Source organism: Neoaquamicrobium sediminum (genome assembly GCF_040970315.1).
In the GTDB taxonomy this organism is placed as follows: domain Bacteria; phylum Pseudomonadota; class Alphaproteobacteria; order Rhizobiales; family Rhizobiaceae; genus Aerobium; species Aerobium sediminum.
In genome coordinates this window covers 245,519-263,627 of record NZ_JAZHFV010000004.1, presented here as the reverse complement: position 1 = coordinate 263,627, position 18,109 = coordinate 245,519, and the positions used below count along the sequence as shown (strand labels likewise).

Here is an 18,109-nt window from a genome sequence, read left to right as displayed (position 1 = left end):
GCAAAAAATCGGAAGCGGATGCGATCAGGCCGCGACCAGCCCTGCGCGGCGGGCGAAGAGCTGCGACAACGGGCTATCGGGCCGGGCGTCACGGCGCTCTGCCGCGAGCGCTGCCGAAAGCGCCTGGTTACCGGCTCGAAACGCCGCCTCGATCAGCGTCAGGTCGATCACGTCGCGCTGGGCATGGCTGCCGCCGAAGCGATGGGCGATACCGCGTATGGGCTTGAGCAGGCGCACCGTCTCGCCATAGTCGCCTTCGCCGAAAGCAAACATGGCGCGCGTCACCGGCTGCCCGACATCGCGGGTAAAGGCGGCATTGTCACCCTCCTCTCCGATCGCGGCATCCTGGGCCGCCAGCAGGCGCCGGGCGAGGTCGGACCGGTTGGCGCCGACAAAGGCCATCATCGCGTGGGCGTCGTTGAAAGCGTAGTTGGCGGAACCCGCATGCGGCTCCCAGTTGGCAGCCACTACGGCCCAGCGATTGCCGACATCGACGTCGCCGAGATGCAGCCGCCACAAAAGCGCTGACGCGTCGACCATGTTCAGCGCGATGGTCGATTGCGCGCCGAAGATCGGGCCGTCATAGAGCGATAGGACCTCGTCGGCCTCGCCCAGCTCGAAATGGTAGAGCGCGAGGTGCCACCAGTTGTGCACCTGCAGAAAGCTGTCTTTCGTCCAGTTGTCGGTGTTGGTCCGCATCCAGGCGATGCCGTCGCGCTGCCGGCACTGCATTTCCATCACATGCGCCACCGCATGCTGCGCCCAGCCGTCGCGCGGCTCCAGCTCCACCGCACGGCGTCCCTGCGCTTCGGCCCTTGCATAGTCGGCTGTTTCCTCCAGCCCGAACGCATGCATGCCAAGCATGGCGTGATAGCCGGGCATCGTCTCGTCCCAGACGGGCAGGGCGCGCGCTATGCGGTCGCGCAGCATGCGCGCGTTGCCGGTGAAGAAGTCGATCTGGTGTCCTGCCTGAAGCGCCAGCGCGTCACGCGGTTCGTCGATCGTCAGGTCCTCGAGCATAGCCGAGGCCTGATGCCAGCGCCCTGCCGACAGCTCGCCGAGCGCGGCCACATGGCGCCGCTCCCGCCCGGTCGCCGGCAATGCGCGCGCGGCCTCGAAACAGCCTTGCGTGATCGGCTGGGCGGCCCGCTCGGTCGACAGGCCGTAGAGATAACCCTTCAGCACATGCGCCATGACAAAATCCGGATCGCTCGACAGCGCCCGGTCGAGCGCTGCGATCGGATCGCCGATGAAGCACTGAAGCCCGCGCAGCGCCTCGTGATACGGTTCTAGGCTGGCGGCGCTCGCTCCGCTGAGGGAAAGGCCGAGATTATCCGTGATCGGCAAGGCATGCACTCCGGCTGATTGGCCAGGCACACTAGCCGAACATCCCGGTAGCGACCAAGTAGGTTCCGGAGCGTCGGCTGGGTCACGCCGCAGCTAGCGGCACTCGACCCTGACGCGACCGGTCCCGGTTGCCATCGGTCCGCAGCTCACCGTGGAGTCCAATGGTTCAACCTGTGCCATCGACGACGTCGTCGTCCGCCGTGCGGCCCGATAAACGGGCGGCGGATTGAACGCTTCCGGCGGCGGTTCAGGCGAAGGCGCCGGCCTGTATCGCAGCGTATCGCTTGGCTGGTGCCGAACCGGCTCGAACATGACGACCGGCACCGGCCCGGCCCGGCCGATCGTCGGTGCGTAGCCCGGCTGGATACTACCGTCGGATGTCCGCACACAGCCGGTAGTCGCTGTCGCGAGCATCGCGGCACAAATGGGAGTCGTGAACCACAGCTTCATCTGCATTACCTGAACTGCAATCCCGCCCCACCGCCGTATCTGCGGCGGGAAAGTGGCGAGATTGTGCAAGCTGCAACGCTCGACTGAGGCTGCCTTGCCTGATCGCCACGACAGTTGCAGAAGGCACACACTCGCGCAGCGCGAACGGGCTATCACTTAAACTTCGGAGATGGAAAATCTGGTACGCCGCCAGAGGCGAATGTGTGAACTCCTACGTCATTGAAATTGCGTTCTGATTGACTGTCACCAACATTGAACCCGGGTGCAATCCAGACCGGCATGACCACACGGGTCATCATTGGCACTGATCGTCCTCGGTCCGGCTGGATGCTCTGATTCGCTCCGCCAGTTTCACAATGAATCGGCATGGTTATCAGACGGTTTGTAGGCGCTGGACAAAGGCGTCCTCTCATTGTAGGGTGAAAAAACGAACCCAGTTTCGCTAGATGAAACTAGACTGTGTGAGGGTAGCGTATGGGCCATTCCGCGCTTGACGGAATGATTGTAGTGGAGATCGGAGAACGTCTGGCGGTGTCGGCATGCGGGCTGCTGCTGGCGCAGGCCGGCGCCACGGTGATCGTGGTCGAGCCGGAAGAGGCGGGAGACCGCAACAAATGGAAGAGCCGGCCGACCCTTTTGGCCGGCAAGCGCAGCCTGTCGTCCTTTGCCGATGCCGGCGAGATCGACCGCGTCCTCCAGGCGGCGGGTGTGCTCCTGCTTTCCTCCGATCTGGACCGCCCGGCACTCGCGGAACTGGCGGCAAGGCCGTGCGCCGATCAGATCGTCTGCGACATCACGAGCTTCGGCCCGGATGCGCCGGCGCAGAGGCGGGGTTGGCCGGAAAAGATTCTCCAGGCCTATAGCGGCGTTGCCGACATCACGGGGCCGTCGGATGCCCCGCCTACGCCGAGCGACGTCCCGGTGCTGGAGTTCCACGCCGGAATCTACGCCGCGGCGGGCGTGCTGGCGGCGCTGCGCGTCCGAGATCGCGACGGCGTCGTCCAGCGGCTCGACGTGTCGATCCATGAATGCGGCATCAATTCGTTGGCTACCTTCCTTCCGCTTCACTACGGAGGCAAGAAAACCCAGCGCGCCGGAAACCGGCATCCCATGGCCGCGCCTTGGAACGCCTATCACGCCCGGGACGGCTGGCTCCTGCTCTGCTCGGCCAAGGACGAGCACTGGATAAAGCTGTGCGATCTCATGGGGCGCCCCGAGCTTGCCCGCGAAGGACCCTTGGTCAAGCTGGTCGACCGCGTCGACCGGGTGGATGAGGTCGATGCCGTGGTCAACCAATGGACCGGCAGCCACTCGGTGGATGAATGTATCAGCGCCTTTTCGGCGGGGGACATTGCATCGGGCCCGATCATCCCGGTCTCGCATTTCGAAACCGATGCGAACATCGTCCATCGCCGGATGGCGCGCCGGGTTCAGGACCCCGCAACCGGACGCAGCGTACTGGTGGCGGGAACGCCGCTGAAGGCCTCGCGCACGCCTGGCATCGAACCGGAAGCCGCCCCGCCGCGCGGCAACGCCGATGCCGGGCACGTCGAAGCACGCCGCGAGATACCGTCGCCCGGGTCAGCGACACCGCGCCCTCCCTGCGAAGGCCTGCTGGTCCTTGAGATCGGCCAGTACACGACCGCGCCGCTCGCGGCGCGCCAGTTGTCATCGCTCGGTGCCGAAGTGCTCAAGATCGAGCCGCTGACCGGGGAAGCGTCCCGCGCCTGGCCGCCGCATCAGGCGGGGACCGGCTACTTCTTCGCCATGAGCAACAGCGGCAAGCGCAGCGTCAGCCTCGATCTGCGCGACCCGGCCGACAGGGAGCTGTTCACCGCGCTTGTCCGCAAGGCGGACGTTCTCGTGGAGAATATGAAGCCGGGTTCCCTGACAAGGCTCGGCTTTTCGCCTTCCCGGCTCGAGGAATTGAACCCGCGGCTTGTCTATTGCGGCATATCCGGCTTCGGTGCGGATTCACGCCATCCGGGGCGCCCGGCCTTCGATACCGTCGTGCAGGCCATGTCCGGTCTGATGGATTTGACGCGGGTGGAGGACACTCCGGTGAAGCTCGGCATCTCGGCCGGCGACATCACCGGCGGCATTCTCGCGCTCTACGCCATCCTCGCGATGATCGCCGAACGAGAACGTTCCGGCCTCGGCCAGAGCATCGACCTCGCCATGCAGGACGCAGCCGTCTGGCTGACGCAGACCGCCTGGAATGGAGAGGACCGCGATACCTGCACGATCTTTCCCGTTTCCGACGGCTACATCGCGGCGGACGCCGGGCGGGACGATGTAGAGGCGGCGCTTTCCGGCCTCGGCCATCTCGACCGTGTTGATGCGAGTATGCGCCTTCGGGCTGCCGGAATTCTCGCCGTTGCGGTGAGATCCGTTGCCGAGGTGGCTGAGGACCCCGAAACCAGCAGCACCGGCACGGTCGTGAGCCGAATGCGCGATGGGCTGGAATGGCCGCTGCTCGGCAGCCCGATAAGGCTCTCCGCAACGGCCCCGACGGCTGCCCAGCCGATCGGCGCGCTTGGCGAGGGCCGTGCGAGAGCAGAGGAAATCGCCGTAGGAGGTCGCGAGCCCGAGCACGGCACAACCGGGAGGAGACAATCCGTTGGCTAGCTACCTCGAACCTGAACAGATCGCCATCCGATGCACCCTGATGCGCGGCGGAACGAGCAAGGGCGTCTATCTGCACGAACACGATCTGCCTCCTCCCGGACCCGCACGCGACAGCCTGCTCAAGCGGATCATGGGCACTCCCGACGTCATGCAGATCGACGGGCTTGGCGGAACGCATCTCGTCACCTCGAAAATCGCGATCGTGGGTCCGTCCAGTGTGCCTGGTGCCGATATCGACTACACATTCGCCCAGGCCGAACTGGACAAGGACGTCATCGACTACACGGGCAACTGCGGCAACATTTCCGCCGGTGTCGGCCCGTTCGCCCTCGATGCCGGTCTCGTACGGCCCGGCGAAACCGAAACCGAGATCCGCATTCACAACACCAACACGAGCAAGATCATCGTCGCCCGGGTTCCCACGCGTAATGGACGGGCGCGTGTCCAGGGCGACTTTGCCATCGCCGGCGTGCCGGGTACGGGCGCCGAGATATTCCTCGACTACCGCATGACCGCCGGGGCTAAGACGGGAAAGATCCTGCCTACCGGCAATCGTACCGATGTGCTGAAGCTGGAGAACGGCAGCGAGCTCGAGGTGACGATATGCGACGTCGCCAACACGATCGTCTTCTGTCGCGCCGCGGACGTCGGGCTCAAAGGCGACGAATTGCCCGAGACCATCAATCCGGACGAGGAACTCGTCCAGCGGTTTCGCGAGATACGAGGCAAGGCGGCGGAACGTATCGGGTATTGCTCGGACTGGAGGCGGGTTGACGAGGAGTCGCCATTCCTGCCTTTTGTTGTGTTCGTCGCGAAGCCCACCGACTATGTGACGATGGCCGGCACGAAAGCATCGGCCAACGGCATGGATCTGCGTGCACGGTTGATCTTCATGAACCGCTGCCACGAGAGCATGGCCGGGACCGGCTCGATGTGCATCGCGAGCGCATCGCGAATACCGGACTCCATCGTGAACCAGGCGCTCGCCGACGGCGCGGCGGAAAAGAAGACGCTCTCCATCGGCCATCCGCTGGGCATCATGCATGTGCGTGTGGAGACGCGGCCGTCCAACAACGAGGAAGGCATGGAGATCGACGCTCTGGGCTTCGGCCGGACTGCACGCCGCATCATGGACGGATATGTGTATGTACCCGCCTCCGACGCCTATTGAGCGGATGGAAGAACCCGCTGCCGGGGCTGCCGGCGGCGGGATTCCTCCACGGACGATCCGATGACTGACGACTGGACGGGAACCTACGAATCCCTCGCCGTCGGCGACACGGAATCGAGCAGCCAGCTCATCGACGGGGCATCGATCGATGCCTTTGCCCATGCGATCCGGAGCTTCAATCCGCTTCACATGGACGGAGACTGGGCGCGGGCCAACACGCCCTATCCGGATCGTGTGGCGCACGGCGTCATGACGTCGGCGCTGATGTCCAGGCCCATCGTGCAGTTCTGCGAGCGGTTCCGGGTGCGCACCGCCTTGTTGTCGACATCGGCGAAATATCTGAAGGCCGTCGTCGTCGGGGATACGGTGACGACGGTGGTGCGCCTCGCCGCGAAGGACGACGAGAAGCGGCGGATACGCTTCGAGGTCGAGGCCCGGAACCAGCGCGGCGAGTTGGTCCTGGTCGGGGAAGCGATCGAAAAGGCGCTGTGACCGGCACGGCAGAGGCGGGGAGGTTCCTTCCCGCCTCAGTCGACGACCCGGAAACGATGCAGGCCTATGCCGTCGGCAACGGTTTCGAAGACCGCCTCGACGCGCCTGCCGACGAGATCCGTCCCGATGTCCGCATGGGTGGGATCATCGACATTCGAGAACAGCCGCGGCCCTTCGTCGAGCTGGACCTGGATCACGCTATAGGGCACATCGGCCCGCCACGCGGGATGATAGACTTGGTGGAAGACGAGATGGCACAGCACCCGTCCGCGTCCCGACATCTCGGCCCATTCCGTCCGCTCCGACAGGCATTCCGTGCAGACCGGTCCCAGTGGGAACCGGACATGCCCGCAATCGAGGCACCGTTGCAGGCATAGCTTGCCCTCCGCCGCGGCGCACCAGAACGGTTCGTTGAGCGGCGTGATCGCCGGTACGGGTTTTGCCGGAACGGCAGACTGGCCATTCATCGTCGATCTCCCTCAAACCGTCCGCAGGACCATGGCATTGGAGCAATTGAGCGCCATGCCCCGGCCCGTGACGAGGCAGGTTTCGGCATCCTTGACCTGACGCGGCCCGCATTCGCCGCGCATCTGACGGACGCCCTCCACGACATGGAGCCATCCCTCCATATAGCTTTCGGAAAGGTTCCCGCCGGCCGTGTTGACCGGCAGTTCCCCGCCGAGCCTGATCCGTCCGCCCTCCACGAACGCGCCGCCTTCGCCCTCCGCGCAAAAGCCGGCATGTTCGAGCCAGAGCAGGACGGAGATGGTGAAGTTGTCGTAGAGTTGCGCGACGTCGATGTCCCGCGGCCCGCACCCGGCCATGCGGAATGCGTCCGCTAGGGCCTGCTTCTGATGCGGGACGTACCACCATTTCTCCGCTTCGAGCGTCTGGGCCGTGTAGGTCTGCCCCATGCCGGCGATGGCGACGGGCTTCTTCGCCATGTCGCGGGCGCGCTCGACGGACGTGACGATGACGCATACGCCGCCGTCCGATATCAGGCAGCAATCGAGCAGCCGCAGCGGCCGCACGATCCAGCGCGACTCCTGATGCTGCTCCACGGTTATCGGCTCGCGCATGACCGCGTTCGGATTGAGCGAGGCATGGTAGCGGCAGGTGACCGCGACCTCGGCGAGCTGGAGGCTCGTCGTGCCGTAGGCGTGCATGTGCCGGTCGGCCGCCACCGCGCTGTTGGCCGCCGCGCCCATCATGCCCCAGTGAGACCAAGGCACTTCGCCGCCGCTTGCCCTGTCGAAGCGGACACCGCCGGTCTTCGCAGTATCGCCGAAGACGCAGGCGACGACGCTCGCCATTCCGGACGCCACCGCCAGGGCTGCCATCTGCACCAGCGCGCCGGCCGTCCCGCCTCCCATCGTCAGGCTGGCGGTGAAGCGAGGGTTGATGCCGACCGCTTCCCCGAAGCGCAGATAGTGGAGGCTCCCCTCGGGAGACGTGGTTCCGGGCATCGTCAGCAGCCCGTCGACGTCCTCCTTGCGAAGCCCCGCATCGTCCAAGGCATGCCGGAAAGCCTCGATGCCGAGGTCGAGCGCCGTCCTGCCCGGAAGCTTGCCCTGCGCCGTCGCTCCGACGCCTGCGATCGCGGCGCGGCCGCTCATGGACATCCCGGATGTCATCGTCCCCTCCATGCCGGCTTGCGCTTCTCCCGGAAGGCCAGACGCCCTTCTTGCCGGTCCTCGCTGTCGCGAAGGATATTGAAGAGCGCGCGCTCGAAGGCGAGCCCTTCCGCCAACGACATGTCGAGGCCGGACCTGATCGCCTTCTTGACAGCGCGCACGGAAAGGGGCGCGTTGGCGTCGATGCGAAGAGCGATGGCCATCGCTTCGTCCATGAGGCTTGCGGGTTCGCAAAGCCGCGTCACCAGGCCGATCCGCAGCGCTTCCGCCGCGTCGATCCGCTCGCCCGTCAGTGCCAGATGCATCGCAATCCCGGGGCCGACGAAGCGCGGCAGGCGCTGCGTGCCGCCGCTGCCCGGCATCGAGCCGACCGCGACCTCCGTAAGGCCGAACTGCGCGGACGAGCTGGCGATGCGAATATCGCACAGAAGCGCCAGTTCCAGCCCGCCGCCCAGCGCAAAGCCGTTGACGGCGGCGATGATCGGCTTGGTCACGCCGGGATCGACCACCAGGCTTCTATCCGTGCCGGCAAACACGGCACGCGCGGGTGTGTCCTCGACCATCGCGCCGCCACGCAGGTCCGCGCCCGCGCAGAACGCCCGCTCGCCGGCTCCGGTCAGGACGGCCACCGTGCTGGCGTCGTCGGCTTCGAAGGTGGCGAAAGCCTCGTCGAGGGCCCGAACCGATGCCACGTCGAGCGCGTTGCGGGCTTCCGGCCGGTCTATCGTGATCACGGTGACAGGCCCGTGGCGTTCGCTGCGGATCGTCATCTCAAGACCTGACGCCGTTGCGCAGAAGGTCGCGCGCTATGATCCACCGATGCACTTCGCTCGGCCCCTCCACGATGCGATAGACCCTGGTCGCCCGGTAGATGTATTCGAGCGGCAGTTCCTTCGAGACGCCCATGCCGCCATGGAGCTGGATCGCCCTGTCGACCACGCGCGCGATCATCTCGGTTCCCTGGACCTTGACCATCGAGGCCTCGGAGCGGAGATTCGCCTCGCCGCGATCCACCCGGTTGGCGAGCCGCCAGGTGATGAGGCGCACCATCTCCATTTCCTGATAGCTGTCGGCGATCCACCACTGCGCCGTCTGCCGGTCCGCGAGCGGGCGGCCGAAGGTGGAGCGGCTCTGGGCCTGCTCGATCATCATCTCGATGCATCGCCGCGCCAGCCCGAGGCAGCGCGCCGATATCTCCATGCGGCGGACCGCAAGCCGCTGCTGAAGGGGGGCGAAAGCCTCGCCCACGTCGCCGAGCACCTGCCCGTCGTCGAGCTCGACGTCGTCGAACACCACCTCATAGGGGCAATATTCCCCAATCATGGCGTAGTTGGTCGGCACCGACAGGCCGGGCGTTCCCTTGTCGACCAGAAACGCCGTCATGCCGCCATGCGCGCCCTTGGCGGGATCGGTGACGGCAATCGCGATGATGAAATCGGCCGAGCGGGCGTTGGAGATGAATATCTTCGAACCGAACAGGACCCATTTCCCGTTGCGGCGTCGCGCCGGCATCCTGATGGCGCCGGCGTCTGATCCCGCGCCCGCTTCGGTCAGCGCCAGGCAGGCCTTCTTCTCCCCGCGCGCATAGGGAAGGAGATATCGATCGATCTGATCGCCGCGGCAGAGCGCCTTCAACAGATGCAGATTGGGACTGTCCGGCGGCGCGACATAGGGCGTTATGCTCTGCTTCAGCTCCTCGATGACGATGCATTTGGCGAGAGCGCCGAGATCCTGACCGCCATATTCCTCGGGTACGTCGACCCCATAGAGCCCGATCTCCCTGGCGTGCGCGTTGAGCTGCAGCTCGACGTCACGGGGGACCAGCGGCTCGTCGCCGAAACCGCGCGCGGCTTCCCGTTCGAGCACCATCCGCTCCAGCGGTCGCAGGTGCTCGATCGCAAACCTGCGCACGCTGTCCCGCACCATGGCGAGGTCTTCCGGCAGCTCGAAAGTCGCGGTCGCCGTCAACGCAGGCCCCCCTCGTTCTTGAGTGCCGCGATCCGTTCCCGCGAAAGGCCGGACAGGCGGGGCAACTCATCATTGTGTTGACCGAGCAGCGGAGCGGACGAACGGTAGCCGCTGTCGATGCCTTCGATGCGGGCGGGCACGCCGTGATAGAGGGTCTTGCCCATCACTGGATGATCGAGCCGTTGCCAGAAGCCTCGCGCGGCGAGATGCGGGTCATGGTCCACCAGGTCGGCGGCGTTCTGCACCACGCCCGCGGCGATGCCCGCCGCCTGCAGCAGCTCGACCGCGGCGCGCGGCTCGTGCCGTCGCGACCATTGCGAGACGATCGCGTCGAGCTCGGCCGCCCGCGCGCGGCGGATCGGATGGTCGGCAAAACGCGGGTCTGTCGCGAGCTCCGGGCGCTCGATCACCCGGCTGAAGCGCTCGAACGCCGCATTGCCCGTTACGCTCAGCGCTATCCAACGATCCTCGCCCCGGCAGGGAAACAGGCCGTGGGGCGCGGCCTGCGGATCGTCATGGGCGCCCGAGGGGACGTTTCCGTTCGCGCCCCACTCCAGGATGTCGTCGGCGAACGGCGCAAGGGTGCTCTCGATCTGGGACAGGACAATCTCCTGGCCGAGGCCGGTGCGCCGTCGGTAGGCCAAAGCGGCGAGAATCGCGAAGGCCGCGTGGAGCGGGTTGGGCAGATGATCGGGAAAATTCGTCCCGGTCCCGACCGGCCATCGCGCGGGAAGAGCGCCCATCGCCATCAACCCTACGAGAGCGGCGATGTTCATGCCGTATCCTACGAAGTCGCGATATGGCCCGTCCCTCCCTGCCAGAGGCATAGACAGGCAGATGATGTCCGGCCTTGCGGATTTCATATCCTCGTATTCGAGGCCGAGCCGCTCCATCACACCGAACGAGAAGGAGTTGATGACGACGTCGCTGCGAGCGGCCATCGCCAGCACGACGCCACGCGCCTGAGGATGCTTGAGGTCCACGGAAACGCTCAGCTTTCCGGCGTTGCGGTTGGCAAAGTAGCCGCTTTCCTCGATGCTGCGCGAACCGACCAGCGGTTCCGCCTTGCGCAACTGGTCGGGGCGCCGCGCCGACTCCACCTTCACCACCTCGGCGCCGAAATCCGCAAGCACTTTGGTGCAGAAGGGGCCGGCGCCGACCCAGGTAAGATCGAGGATTCTCACTCCCGCGAGCGGCCGATCGTCGCTCATTGGCCGGTTCCGTTCAGGACTGGAGCGCTTCGTCCCGCCTGCGCCGGTGTCCGCGACATCCGGAAGGCTGCGCCCGGCACGCGAATTTGCCTGCCATCCGGAAGGTCGATCTTGCGGAAGAAGCCGGTTTCCTGCAGATGAGGGTCGTCGAGCACTTCTTCCGGCCCGTTGACCGGAGCGAAGGCAATGCGCCGCCGCTGTCCCTCGACGAACATTTCCTGCTTGGGCCGGCGTGATGCGAAACAGGCAAAGGCTTCCGCGAACTGCTTTCGCGCGGCAGGGGATTGCTTGTGCTCGTTCGTCGCCCATTCGCTCGAAAGCATCGGGCGGGCTTCATCGATCCCTTCCGATACCATCCACTCGATCAGGCGCGTCCAGCCTGTTCCTACGCCGGCTTCGGCGGCATACACCATCACCCAGCCGTCGAGGCACGGATAGACCCCGATGCCGGCCTGCTTCTGGAAATCCGGATTGCGCCGGCGCAGGATTCCCTGCAGGTCGTGGAACTGGGGGCCGGTCTCGGTGCCGAGCGCGACGACTTCCTGCACGGACACGTCGATGTAGCGCCCACGCGCGCAGTCCGGGCCAAGGGCGACGGCGAGCGAAGCCACCGCCGCGTAGAGCGCTGCGCTGCGCTCCGCAATTCCGCCCCTGCACGTGACGGGCGTGTCTGCATAGCCGGTCAGCCAGGTCATCCCTCCGGCTGCCATGGCGACGAGTTCGCAACTCGCCCGGTCAGCATAAGGACCGGTTTGGCCGAAGGGGGTTACGGAGCACCAGACCAGCCGGCTGTTGAGCTCTCTGAGGCTGTCATATCCGAGGTCCCTCTCATCCCACCAGCTCCGCAGCCGGTCGTCCAGCACGATGTCGGCATTCGCGACGAGCTCGCGGAAACGGTTGCGTTCGGCAGCGTCTTGGAGATCGATCACGATGCTCTTCTTGCCGGCCGCGAGATACATGAAGGACAGGCTGCGCTCGGGTGCGTTCGCATTCTCGATGAAGGGCGGGCGGAAGCGCAGGTCGGAACCCTCGGGAGGCTCGATAAGGAAGACCTCCGCACCATGATCCCGGAAAAGTTTGCCGGCATAGGCGGCTGCGGAGCCGACCTCAAGTATCCTCAATCCCGCAAGCGCGCCGCCGCCCGTCATAGCGTAAGCGCTCTCGACGCCTCGATGCTGCCGAGGCGGCTCGATATCTCGGCGCCGGCATTCAGCATGATTTCGGCGAAGCGCTCCCGGTTCTCGTCCATGCGGACGCTGGGGCCGGTGAGCGCCAGCGAGTAGACGACTTCCTCGCGCATATCGCGAAGCGGAACCGCGATCGCGGTGATGCCGGGAACGCGCTGGCCGCTGGTAAGCGCGTATCCCAGCCTGCGGACCTGTTCCAGCTCGGCGTCGAGCTCGGCCCTGTCCACGTGGTCCCCGCCCGGGGTCGCTGCAATGATCTTCGTGATCTCGTCGGCGGCCCGATAGGCGAGAAGCGCCTTTCCCGTCGCGCCATGAAGCAGCGGGAGCTGCTCTCCCGCCCGCACGATGGTCATGAGCGGCGAGGGCGTATCGATCACGTCGATGCAAAGACGCTGATGGCCGGTGAGCGCATTGATTGTCACGGTTTCCCCGGTTTCCCGGGCCACCTCGATCATGGCCGGTCGCGCGACTTCGCGGATGCCGATCGTTCCCTTGACCAGGCCGGCGAGCCGGACCACCTTCAGCGAAAGGCAGTATTGCTGGTTGTCGAGTCTCACCAGGAACCCCGCCCGTTCGAGCGTGTGAACCAGACGGAAGGTGGTCGCTTTAGGCATGTTGATGCGAGCGCCGATCTCCTGCAAGGAGAGGCTCAGATGCGCCTCGTCAAATGCATCGAAGATTGCCAGCGCGCGCCCGACGGCTCTGATCATGAACTATCTCCCAAAGTCTTCTATGACGGCAGAACTCCGGCAGCGTACGCGACGGGGCGATGCCCCGTGCGCGAGAAACGCGGCCATTTCCGCATCGCCATAGTAGGTTGGGTGCAACAATGCCAGTATCCTCCCTTGCGCCCGCCTAGTTCCGGATTGCGTCGAGGCCGGTAAGCTCGCGCCCCGCGATCAGCGTCAGGATTTCGTTGGTGCCGTCGGGGATTGGCAGCATCCTGACGTCGCGATAAAGCTGCTCGAGGCCCGCTTCGCAGCTGATGCCCATCGCGCCGTGGACGTGCATGGCGAGCGACACGGCGCGCTCGCACGCGTTGGTCGCGTACCGCTTGGCCATTGCCGACGAGCCGTTCGCCCGCCCGCCCCGGTCGATGATGTCGAGCGCCTGGTAGCAAAGCAGCCGGCTGGCCATCACGTCGGCAGCGATGTCGACCAGCCGCTCCTGGATAAGCTGATGCTGGCCGATCGCGCGGCCGAACTGCCGGCGCACCCCCGCATATCCTATCGCTGCATCAAGCGCTTTCTGGGCGAGGTGAACGGCAGCCAACCCCACGAGCGGCCGGTTGCCGTTCCATGTGAGCGTCAGGATGCGCGCCGCGTCACCCCCTTCGCCGAGGGCGTTCTCCCGGGGCACCCGGCAATTCTCGAACAGGATCTCGGAAAGGTGTCCTTGCCGCAGGCCGAGGCTGCGGATCTCGATGGCCTCGTAGGGCGATGCCGCGCGATCCACGACCACCCGCCGCATGACGGCGCCACGCTTTTCCTCGCCGGCGGAACAGGTCGCGACCATCATATCGCTGGCCGTGCCGTTGGTTATCCACATCTTCCGGCCGTTGATGACGAGCGCGCCGTCTTCTTCGACGACACGGGTGCGGACGCCGCGGGGATCCGAGCCGGTGTCGGGCTCCGTCGTCCCCGTGCAGCAGATTTTGCGCCCTGCCAGAAGATCCGGGAGGAAGCGCTCCCGCTGCGCCGGGTCGCTGTCGGCATGGATGCGGGCGACGGTGCACTCGTGCGACAGGAGCGATATGGCCAGAGGCGGAGGCAACTGCTCGAACACGAGGCCGTAGTCGAGCATCTTCATGCCGCTGCCGCCATCCTCCATCGGAAGGCGCGGCGCGGTCAGCCCCTCGCGGGCGAAGACGGCATAGACCGCAAGCATCTCCTGCTTGGGAAGCGGGCGGTCGGGATCGTTGCGGGCGAGGATCGGCTGCAGTTCCTTCGCAACCATGCTTCGGGCAGAGTCCTGGAGGATGCGCTGCTCTTCGGACAGGGTGAAATCCATCGTCGGTCGACTCCTCAGGGCATCGCAAAGCCGCCATTGACGCTCAGAACCTGGCCGGTAATCCAGGATGCGCGGTCGCTGGCGAGGAAAAGGATGGCCGACCCGATGTCGTCGGGCTCGCCGATGCGGCCGGTCGGATACATCTTGAGAACCGATTTTTGGCGCCGGGCGTATTTCTCCTCCCCCATCTGGGCAAGGAGGCTGTTCTCGCGCGCGATCCTCAGCGGCGTGTTGGTCGCCCCGGGCGAGACCACATTGAGCGTCACGCCCGAGGTGCCGACTTCCTGCGCAACCGATTTAATGAGGGCGATCACGCCCGCTTTGGCGGCCGCGTAGTAGGAGAGCCGCGCCTGCCCGATGCGCGCCGAATCCGATGCAAGGCATACGACCCGGCCGTAACCGCGCTCGACCATGCCGGGCAGGATCGCCTTCAGGCATGTCATTGGTCCGTAGAGGCAGACATTGAGCATCCGCTGCCAGTCCTCGACGTTGGAATCCAGGAACAGCTTGTCGTCGAGAACGGCCGCGCTGTTGACGAAAATGTCGATGCCGCCGAATTGCGCGACCGCGGATTCCACCATCCGCTTCACGTCGTCCCGGTTCGATATATCGGCGGCGACGCCCAGCGCCGGGGTCGTTGCCGACAGCTCCTCCGCGGCCTTGCGGGCGGCATCGCCATCGATGTCGACAAGAACCAGCTTCGCTCCTTCCGCGGCCATCATCCTTGCGGCGGCAAAGCCGATGCCGCGGGCGCCGCCTGTGACCAGCGCGACCTTCCCCTCGAGTCCCATCTCCATGTCAGCACTCCTTCCCGATTCTCAACGCCGGAACTTGCGGAAGTCGGTCGGACGCTTGCCGAGGAAGGCGCTGATGCCTTCCATGTTCTCCTCATTGCCGTAGATCGAGGCGAGGAGCTCGGATGTCGGGAAGTACGAACCGTAGAATTCCTGGTCGGAGCCGGTGTTGAGCGCGATCTTGGCGATGCGGATGCTCTGCGGGCTCTTGTCCAGTATGGTCTGGCAGAGCTCGTCGACCTTGGCGTCGAGGTCGTCGGCGGAGCAGACGTCGTTTATCAGCCCCATCTCCAGCGCTTCGCGCGCCGTGTAGAGGCGGCACGTATAGAGCATCTCCCGCGCCTTGCGCTCGCCGACATAGCGGGCCAGGAGCTGACAGGCGCCCCAGATCGGGATGCTGCCGACCCGGGGGCCGACCTGGCCGAACTTGGCGTCCTCGCTGGCGACTGTCAGATCGCAGAAAAGATTGATCTCGTTGCCGCCGCCGACGCAGAAACCGCGGACCTTGGCGATGATCGGCTTGTCCATCATGCGCATGATGGAGGACAGGTTGTAGAGCCGGCGCATATGGGCGCGGCCGACATGCGGGGTCCGCTTCGACTGATCGCTGACGTCTCCGCCGGAGCAGAAGGCCTTGTCGCCTGCGCCCGTCAGCACGACGACGCCGATCGTCGCGTCCTCGGCGGCTTTGCGCATGGCGTCGGTAAGCTCTTCATACGTCTTCGGCCGGACCGCGTTTCGAACCTCGGGGCGATTGATCGTGATGGTGGCGATGCCCTCGGCCGCCTCATACAGAATGTCATCGTACGCCATCCGGTCGATCCTCCTGCCGTGTCAGCTTTGTGCAAAGGCTAGGACCGGGGTCCTCGTCTTGTCAAACAAAAATTTCACTAGACGGACCCAGTTTCATTTTATATGCTCTCAAAACGCGGACCTGTTCTGCGTTCGTCGCAGGGATGGTGCCCGCGACCAACAGTGCATTCGAAGATGACGGGAGGAGCCGCCAATGGCAGGCCGTCGACGCAGGATGATAAAAACCGGGAGGGAATGATGAGTGCAGGACGCAACAAGACCGCAACTCGGCTGGCGGCGCTGGCAGTCTCGGTCGCGATGTTCGCGGGAATCGCGCCGGCCGGCGCGGAAACCATCAAGATCGGCGTTCCGATGGAGCTCAGCGGGCGTTTTGTCGCCTATGGGGCCTCCGGACGTCGCGGCGTCGAAATGGCATTGGAGCGGTTCGGCACGAAAGTCGGCGACAATGATATCCAGCTTCTCTTCCGCGACGTGCAATCGGAAGCCCAGGCCACTGTTTCGGCGATCAACGAGCTGGTTTCGGTCGAGAAGGTCGATTTCATGATCGGCCCGGTGGCCAGCCCGATCGTGGCGGCCTCGGTCCCGCCGTGGCAGCAGGGCAAGCCCATCTGGATCGTCAACGGCTCATCGAGCACCCAGCTCGAGGAGATCGCGGGCGGGGAAGACGCATTCTTCCATACCTATCCCTACGCCTACCACTACCACACGTCCGAAGCGGAGGCGCTGCAGCACTACCTCGGCGAGGGCAAGAAGATCGCGGTCATCTATTCCGATGACAATTACGGCCGCACCCATCTCCCCTACGTCCAGCAATTCTACAAGGACGCCGGGTTCGAGATCGTCGCGGAAGAGGTCATTCGCACCAATACGCCGGACATGAATCCAGTGCTGACCAAGATCGCGCGCGTCAAGCCCGACATTCTGATCGGCCTCGTCCAGACGACGGACGCCATCACGCTCGCCAAGCAGATCCACACCCGTAAGCTGGACGTCCCGTACCTGGTCGGCACGGCCTACACCCAGCTCGACGAATGGCAGGAAGCCGTTGGCGAGGCCCAGGAAGGATGGATGGGCGTAACGACCTATCTGCCCGGCGTGAACCATCCGGCCAATCCCGACTACCCGGAGCTTTTCCCTGAAACGGTGGCCTGGGCCGAGGCATTCAAAACCAAGTACAACATGGAGCCCGATTTCCTCGACATCGGCCACTACGCGGCCATGGGAATGCTGCTCGTCGCTCTCGACAAGGCCGGCGGCGACAAGGCGAAGGCGGCCGAGGAACTGCGCTCGCTCGACATCCCCACCGTGAACGGAAGGGGCAAGTTCGAGTCGACCGGATTCGGCACCAAGCAGCAGGCCTTCGTCGACATGGTGGTCTTCCAGCGGCAGGGCGGCAAGAACGTCGTCCTCTGGCCGCTCGAGACAGCCTCGGGAGACATAACGGCCGTTACTCGCTGACGCGGTCAGACGACCGATGCGCGCGGCCTTCGCGCGCATCCCTCGCCCTCCAACTCGCGGAGCGAACAATGGATTTTCTTGGGCAGTTTTTCGTCGACGCGATGCTGCTCGGTGGCCTCTATACCCTCATGGTAATAGGGTTGTCGCTGAGCTTCGGCATCATTCGCGTCATCAATTTCGCGCATGGTGAAGCCATCATGCTCGGCGCCTACGCGTCTTTCTGGGCGCTGCATGTTTCAGGAATGGACCCGCTGCTCGCCCTGCCGCTGGTCATGGTCGCCGGCCTCGTCGTCGGGTTTCTGATCTTTCGCGTCGCCATCCGGCGGGTGCTCGACGCGCCGCACATCAACCAGATTCTCCTGACCTTCGGTATCGGGCTGGTTCTTCAGAATGTGGCGCTTATCGCATGGACCGGCGACGAGCGGTCGGCCAATCCGCCCTATGCCTTCTCGTCGATCATGTTCGGCGACATCGTCATCTCGGTATCGCGCGCGATCGCGTTCGCCATGGCGGTGATCCTCGTCGGCGGGCTCTTCTTCTGGCTCAAGCGCACCGAGCTCGGCCGCGCCAGCCGCGCCCTGGCGGAGAATGGCGATGCGGCCAGGCTTATGGGCATCAACGTCAACGCCATCTACGGCCTGACGTTCGGCATCAGTGCTGCCCTGGGCGCCGCGACCGGCGTCCTGATGAGCTTCATCGGCGCCATCTCTCCCTTCATGGGCTTCCACATGCTGGTGAAGGGGTTCGCTATCATCATCCTGGGAGGGCTTGGCTCGATCATGGGATCGGTGATCGGCGCCTTCGTGCTCGCATTCGCCGAAACCTGGGTCGCCTACTACGTGCCGGGCGGCATCGGCTGGGCCGAGGGCGTCGCCTTCGCGGTGCTGTTCGTCATCCTGATCGTGCGGCCGCGGGGAATCCTCGGCCAAGCGGTCGAAGAGTGAGG

At 65.1% G+C, this 18,109-nt stretch carries 17 protein-coding genes; 6 read left to right on the top strand and 11 right to left on the bottom strand.

The features are described 5' to 3' along the window. Nucleotides 1–24: 24 nt before the first annotated feature. Nucleotides 25–1,341, bottom strand: coding sequence for a tetratricopeptide repeat protein (locus V1479_RS14480; RefSeq protein WP_438620560.1), 1,317 nt, complete (start codon nucleotides 1,339–1,341; stop codon nucleotides 25–27). Nucleotides 1,342–1,573: 232 nt separating this feature from the next. Here V1479_RS14480 and V1479_RS14475 point away from each other — a divergent pair, with 232 nt between their 5' ends. From V1479_RS14475 to V1479_RS14460, 4 genes are all read left to right on the top strand, one after another. Further along, complete coding sequence (locus V1479_RS14475; RefSeq protein ID WP_368803526.1) at nucleotides 1,574–1,702, top strand: hypothetical protein; 129 nt, start codon at nucleotides 1,574–1,576, stop codon at nucleotides 1,700–1,702. Nucleotides 1,703–2,271: 569 nt separating this feature from the next. Next, a complete protein-coding gene (locus tag V1479_RS14470; RefSeq protein ID WP_368803525.1) occupies nucleotides 2,272–4,425 on the top strand; it encodes a CaiB/BaiF CoA-transferase family protein in 2,154 nt (717 codons plus the stop codon). Further along, entirely contained in the window at nucleotides 4,418–5,596 is a 1,179-nt protein-coding gene (locus tag V1479_RS14465; RefSeq protein WP_368803523.1) for a 2-methylaconitate cis-trans isomerase PrpF family protein, read from the top strand. Before V1479_RS14470 ends, V1479_RS14465 begins: the two co-directional genes overlap by 8 nt. Before the next feature lie 60 nt (nucleotides 5,597–5,656). Continuing rightward, the gene (locus V1479_RS14460; RefSeq protein ID WP_368803522.1) at nucleotides 5,657–6,088 is read left to right on the top strand and encodes a MaoC family dehydratase; all 432 of its coding nucleotides are present in this window, start codon (nucleotides 5,657–5,659) and stop codon (nucleotides 6,086–6,088) included. Nucleotides 6,089–6,123: 35 nt separating this feature from the next. On the opposite strand, the gene V1479_RS14455 is transcribed toward V1479_RS14460, so the two are convergent. From V1479_RS14455 to V1479_RS14410, 10 genes are all read right to left on the bottom strand, one after another. Next, entirely contained in the window at nucleotides 6,124–6,555 is a 432-nt protein-coding gene (locus V1479_RS14455; RefSeq protein WP_368803521.1) for a Zn-ribbon domain-containing OB-fold protein, read from the bottom strand. Nucleotides 6,556–6,567: 12 nt separating this feature from the next. Beyond that, complete coding sequence (locus tag V1479_RS14450; RefSeq protein ID WP_368803520.1) at nucleotides 6,568–7,722, bottom strand: thiolase family protein; 1,155 nt, start codon at nucleotides 7,720–7,722, stop codon at nucleotides 6,568–6,570. Next, complete coding sequence (locus V1479_RS14445; protein ID WP_368803519.1) at nucleotides 7,719–8,492, bottom strand: enoyl-CoA hydratase/isomerase family protein; 774 nt, start codon at nucleotides 8,490–8,492, stop codon at nucleotides 7,719–7,721. Before V1479_RS14445 ends, V1479_RS14450 begins: the two co-directional genes overlap by 4 nt. A 1-nt stretch (nucleotide 8,493) precedes the next feature. Further along, nucleotides 8,494–9,690 carry an acyl-CoA dehydrogenase family protein gene (locus tag V1479_RS14440; RefSeq protein ID WP_368803517.1) on the bottom strand — a complete coding sequence of 399 codons (1,197 nt, stop codon included), beginning with the start codon at nucleotides 9,688–9,690 and terminating at the stop codon, nucleotides 8,494–8,496. Continuing rightward, nucleotides 9,687–10,901: a CaiB/BaiF CoA transferase family protein gene (locus tag V1479_RS14435; RefSeq protein WP_368803515.1), complete on the bottom strand. Its 1,215-nt coding sequence runs from the start codon at nucleotides 10,899–10,901 to the stop codon at nucleotides 9,687–9,689. The genes V1479_RS14440 and V1479_RS14435 overlap by 4 nt, the downstream gene beginning before the upstream one ends. Next, nucleotides 10,898–12,049 (bottom strand): CaiB/BaiF CoA transferase family protein, encoded by a 1,152-nt coding sequence (locus V1479_RS14430; RefSeq protein ID WP_368803513.1) that lies wholly within the window; start codon nucleotides 12,047–12,049, stop codon nucleotides 10,898–10,900. Before V1479_RS14430 ends, V1479_RS14435 begins: the two co-directional genes overlap by 4 nt. Then, nucleotides 12,046–12,798 carry an IclR family transcriptional regulator gene (locus V1479_RS14425; RefSeq protein ID WP_368803512.1) on the bottom strand — a complete coding sequence of 251 codons (753 nt, stop codon included), beginning with the start codon at nucleotides 12,796–12,798 and terminating at the stop codon, nucleotides 12,046–12,048. Before V1479_RS14425 ends, V1479_RS14430 begins: the two co-directional genes overlap by 4 nt. A 145-nt stretch (nucleotides 12,799–12,943) precedes the next feature. Further along, the gene (locus tag V1479_RS14420; RefSeq protein WP_368803510.1) at nucleotides 12,944–14,098 is read right to left on the bottom strand and encodes an acyl-CoA dehydrogenase family protein; all 1,155 of its coding nucleotides are present in this window, start codon (nucleotides 14,096–14,098) and stop codon (nucleotides 12,944–12,946) included. 14 nt (nucleotides 14,099–14,112) lie between these two features. After that, on the bottom strand, nucleotides 14,113–14,895 hold the full coding sequence (locus tag V1479_RS14415; RefSeq protein ID WP_368803508.1) for an SDR family NAD(P)-dependent oxidoreductase: 783 nt from the start codon (nucleotides 14,893–14,895) through the stop codon (nucleotides 14,113–14,115). Nucleotides 14,896–14,916: 21 nt separating this feature from the next. Then, the gene (locus V1479_RS14410) at nucleotides 14,917–15,705 is read right to left on the bottom strand and encodes an enoyl-CoA hydratase-related protein (RefSeq protein ID WP_368803506.1); all 789 of its coding nucleotides are present in this window, start codon (nucleotides 15,703–15,705) and stop codon (nucleotides 14,917–14,919) included. A gap of 237 nt (nucleotides 15,706–15,942) precedes the next feature. On the opposite strand from V1479_RS14410, the gene V1479_RS14405 reads away from it, so the two are divergent. Beyond that, nucleotides 15,943–17,163, top strand: coding sequence for an ABC transporter substrate-binding protein (locus tag V1479_RS14405; protein WP_368803504.1), 1,221 nt, complete (start codon nucleotides 15,943–15,945; stop codon nucleotides 17,161–17,163). A 68-nt stretch (nucleotides 17,164–17,231) separates the two neighbouring features. Continuing rightward, the gene (locus V1479_RS14400; RefSeq protein WP_368803503.1) at nucleotides 17,232–18,107 is read left to right on the top strand and encodes a branched-chain amino acid ABC transporter permease; all 876 of its coding nucleotides are present in this window, start codon (nucleotides 17,232–17,234) and stop codon (nucleotides 18,105–18,107) included. Nucleotides 18,108–18,109: the final 2 nt, after the last annotated feature.

Bases quoted from the DNA above. Each gene is read 5' to 3' on its own strand.
- V1479_RS14470 (WP_368803525.1), top strand. From the start codon at position 2,272: ATGGGCCATTCCGCGCTTGACGGAATGATTGTAGTGGAGATCGGAGAA.
- V1479_RS14460 (WP_368803522.1), top strand. From the start codon at position 5,657: ATGACTGACGACTGGACGGGAACCTACGAATCCCTCGCCGTCGGCGAC.
- V1479_RS14455 (WP_368803521.1), bottom strand. From the start codon at position 6,555: ATGAATGGCCAGTCTGCCGTTCCGGCAAAACCCGTACCGGCGATCACG.
- V1479_RS14450 (WP_368803520.1), bottom strand. From the start codon at position 7,722: ATGACATCCGGGATGTCCATGAGCGGCCGCGCCGCGATCGCAGGCGTC.
- V1479_RS14445 (WP_368803519.1), bottom strand. From the start codon at position 8,492: ATGACGATCCGCAGCGAACGCCACGGGCCTGTCACCGTGATCACGATA.
- V1479_RS14435 (WP_368803515.1), bottom strand. From the start codon at position 10,901: ATGAGCGACGATCGGCCGCTCGCGGGAGTGAGAATCCTCGATCTTACC.
- V1479_RS14430 (WP_368803513.1), bottom strand. From the start codon at position 12,049: ATGACGGGCGGCGGCGCGCTTGCGGGATTGAGGATACTTGAGGTCGGC.
- V1479_RS14425 (WP_368803512.1), bottom strand. From the start codon at position 12,798: ATGATCAGAGCCGTCGGGCGCGCGCTGGCAATCTTCGATGCATTTGAC.
- V1479_RS14420 (WP_368803510.1), bottom strand. From the start codon at position 14,098: ATGGATTTCACCCTGTCCGAAGAGCAGCGCATCCTCCAGGACTCTGCC.
- V1479_RS14415 (WP_368803508.1), bottom strand. From the start codon at position 14,895: ATGGAGATGGGACTCGAGGGGAAGGTCGCGCTGGTCACAGGCGGCGCC.
- V1479_RS14410 (WP_368803506.1), bottom strand. From the start codon at position 15,705: ATGGCGTACGATGACATTCTGTATGAGGCGGCCGAGGGCATCGCCACC.
- V1479_RS14405 (WP_368803504.1), top strand. From the start codon at position 15,943: ATGAGTGCAGGACGCAACAAGACCGCAACTCGGCTGGCGGCGCTGGCA.
- V1479_RS14400 (WP_368803503.1), top strand. From the start codon at position 17,232: ATGGATTTTCTTGGGCAGTTTTTCGTCGACGCGATGCTGCTCGGTGGC.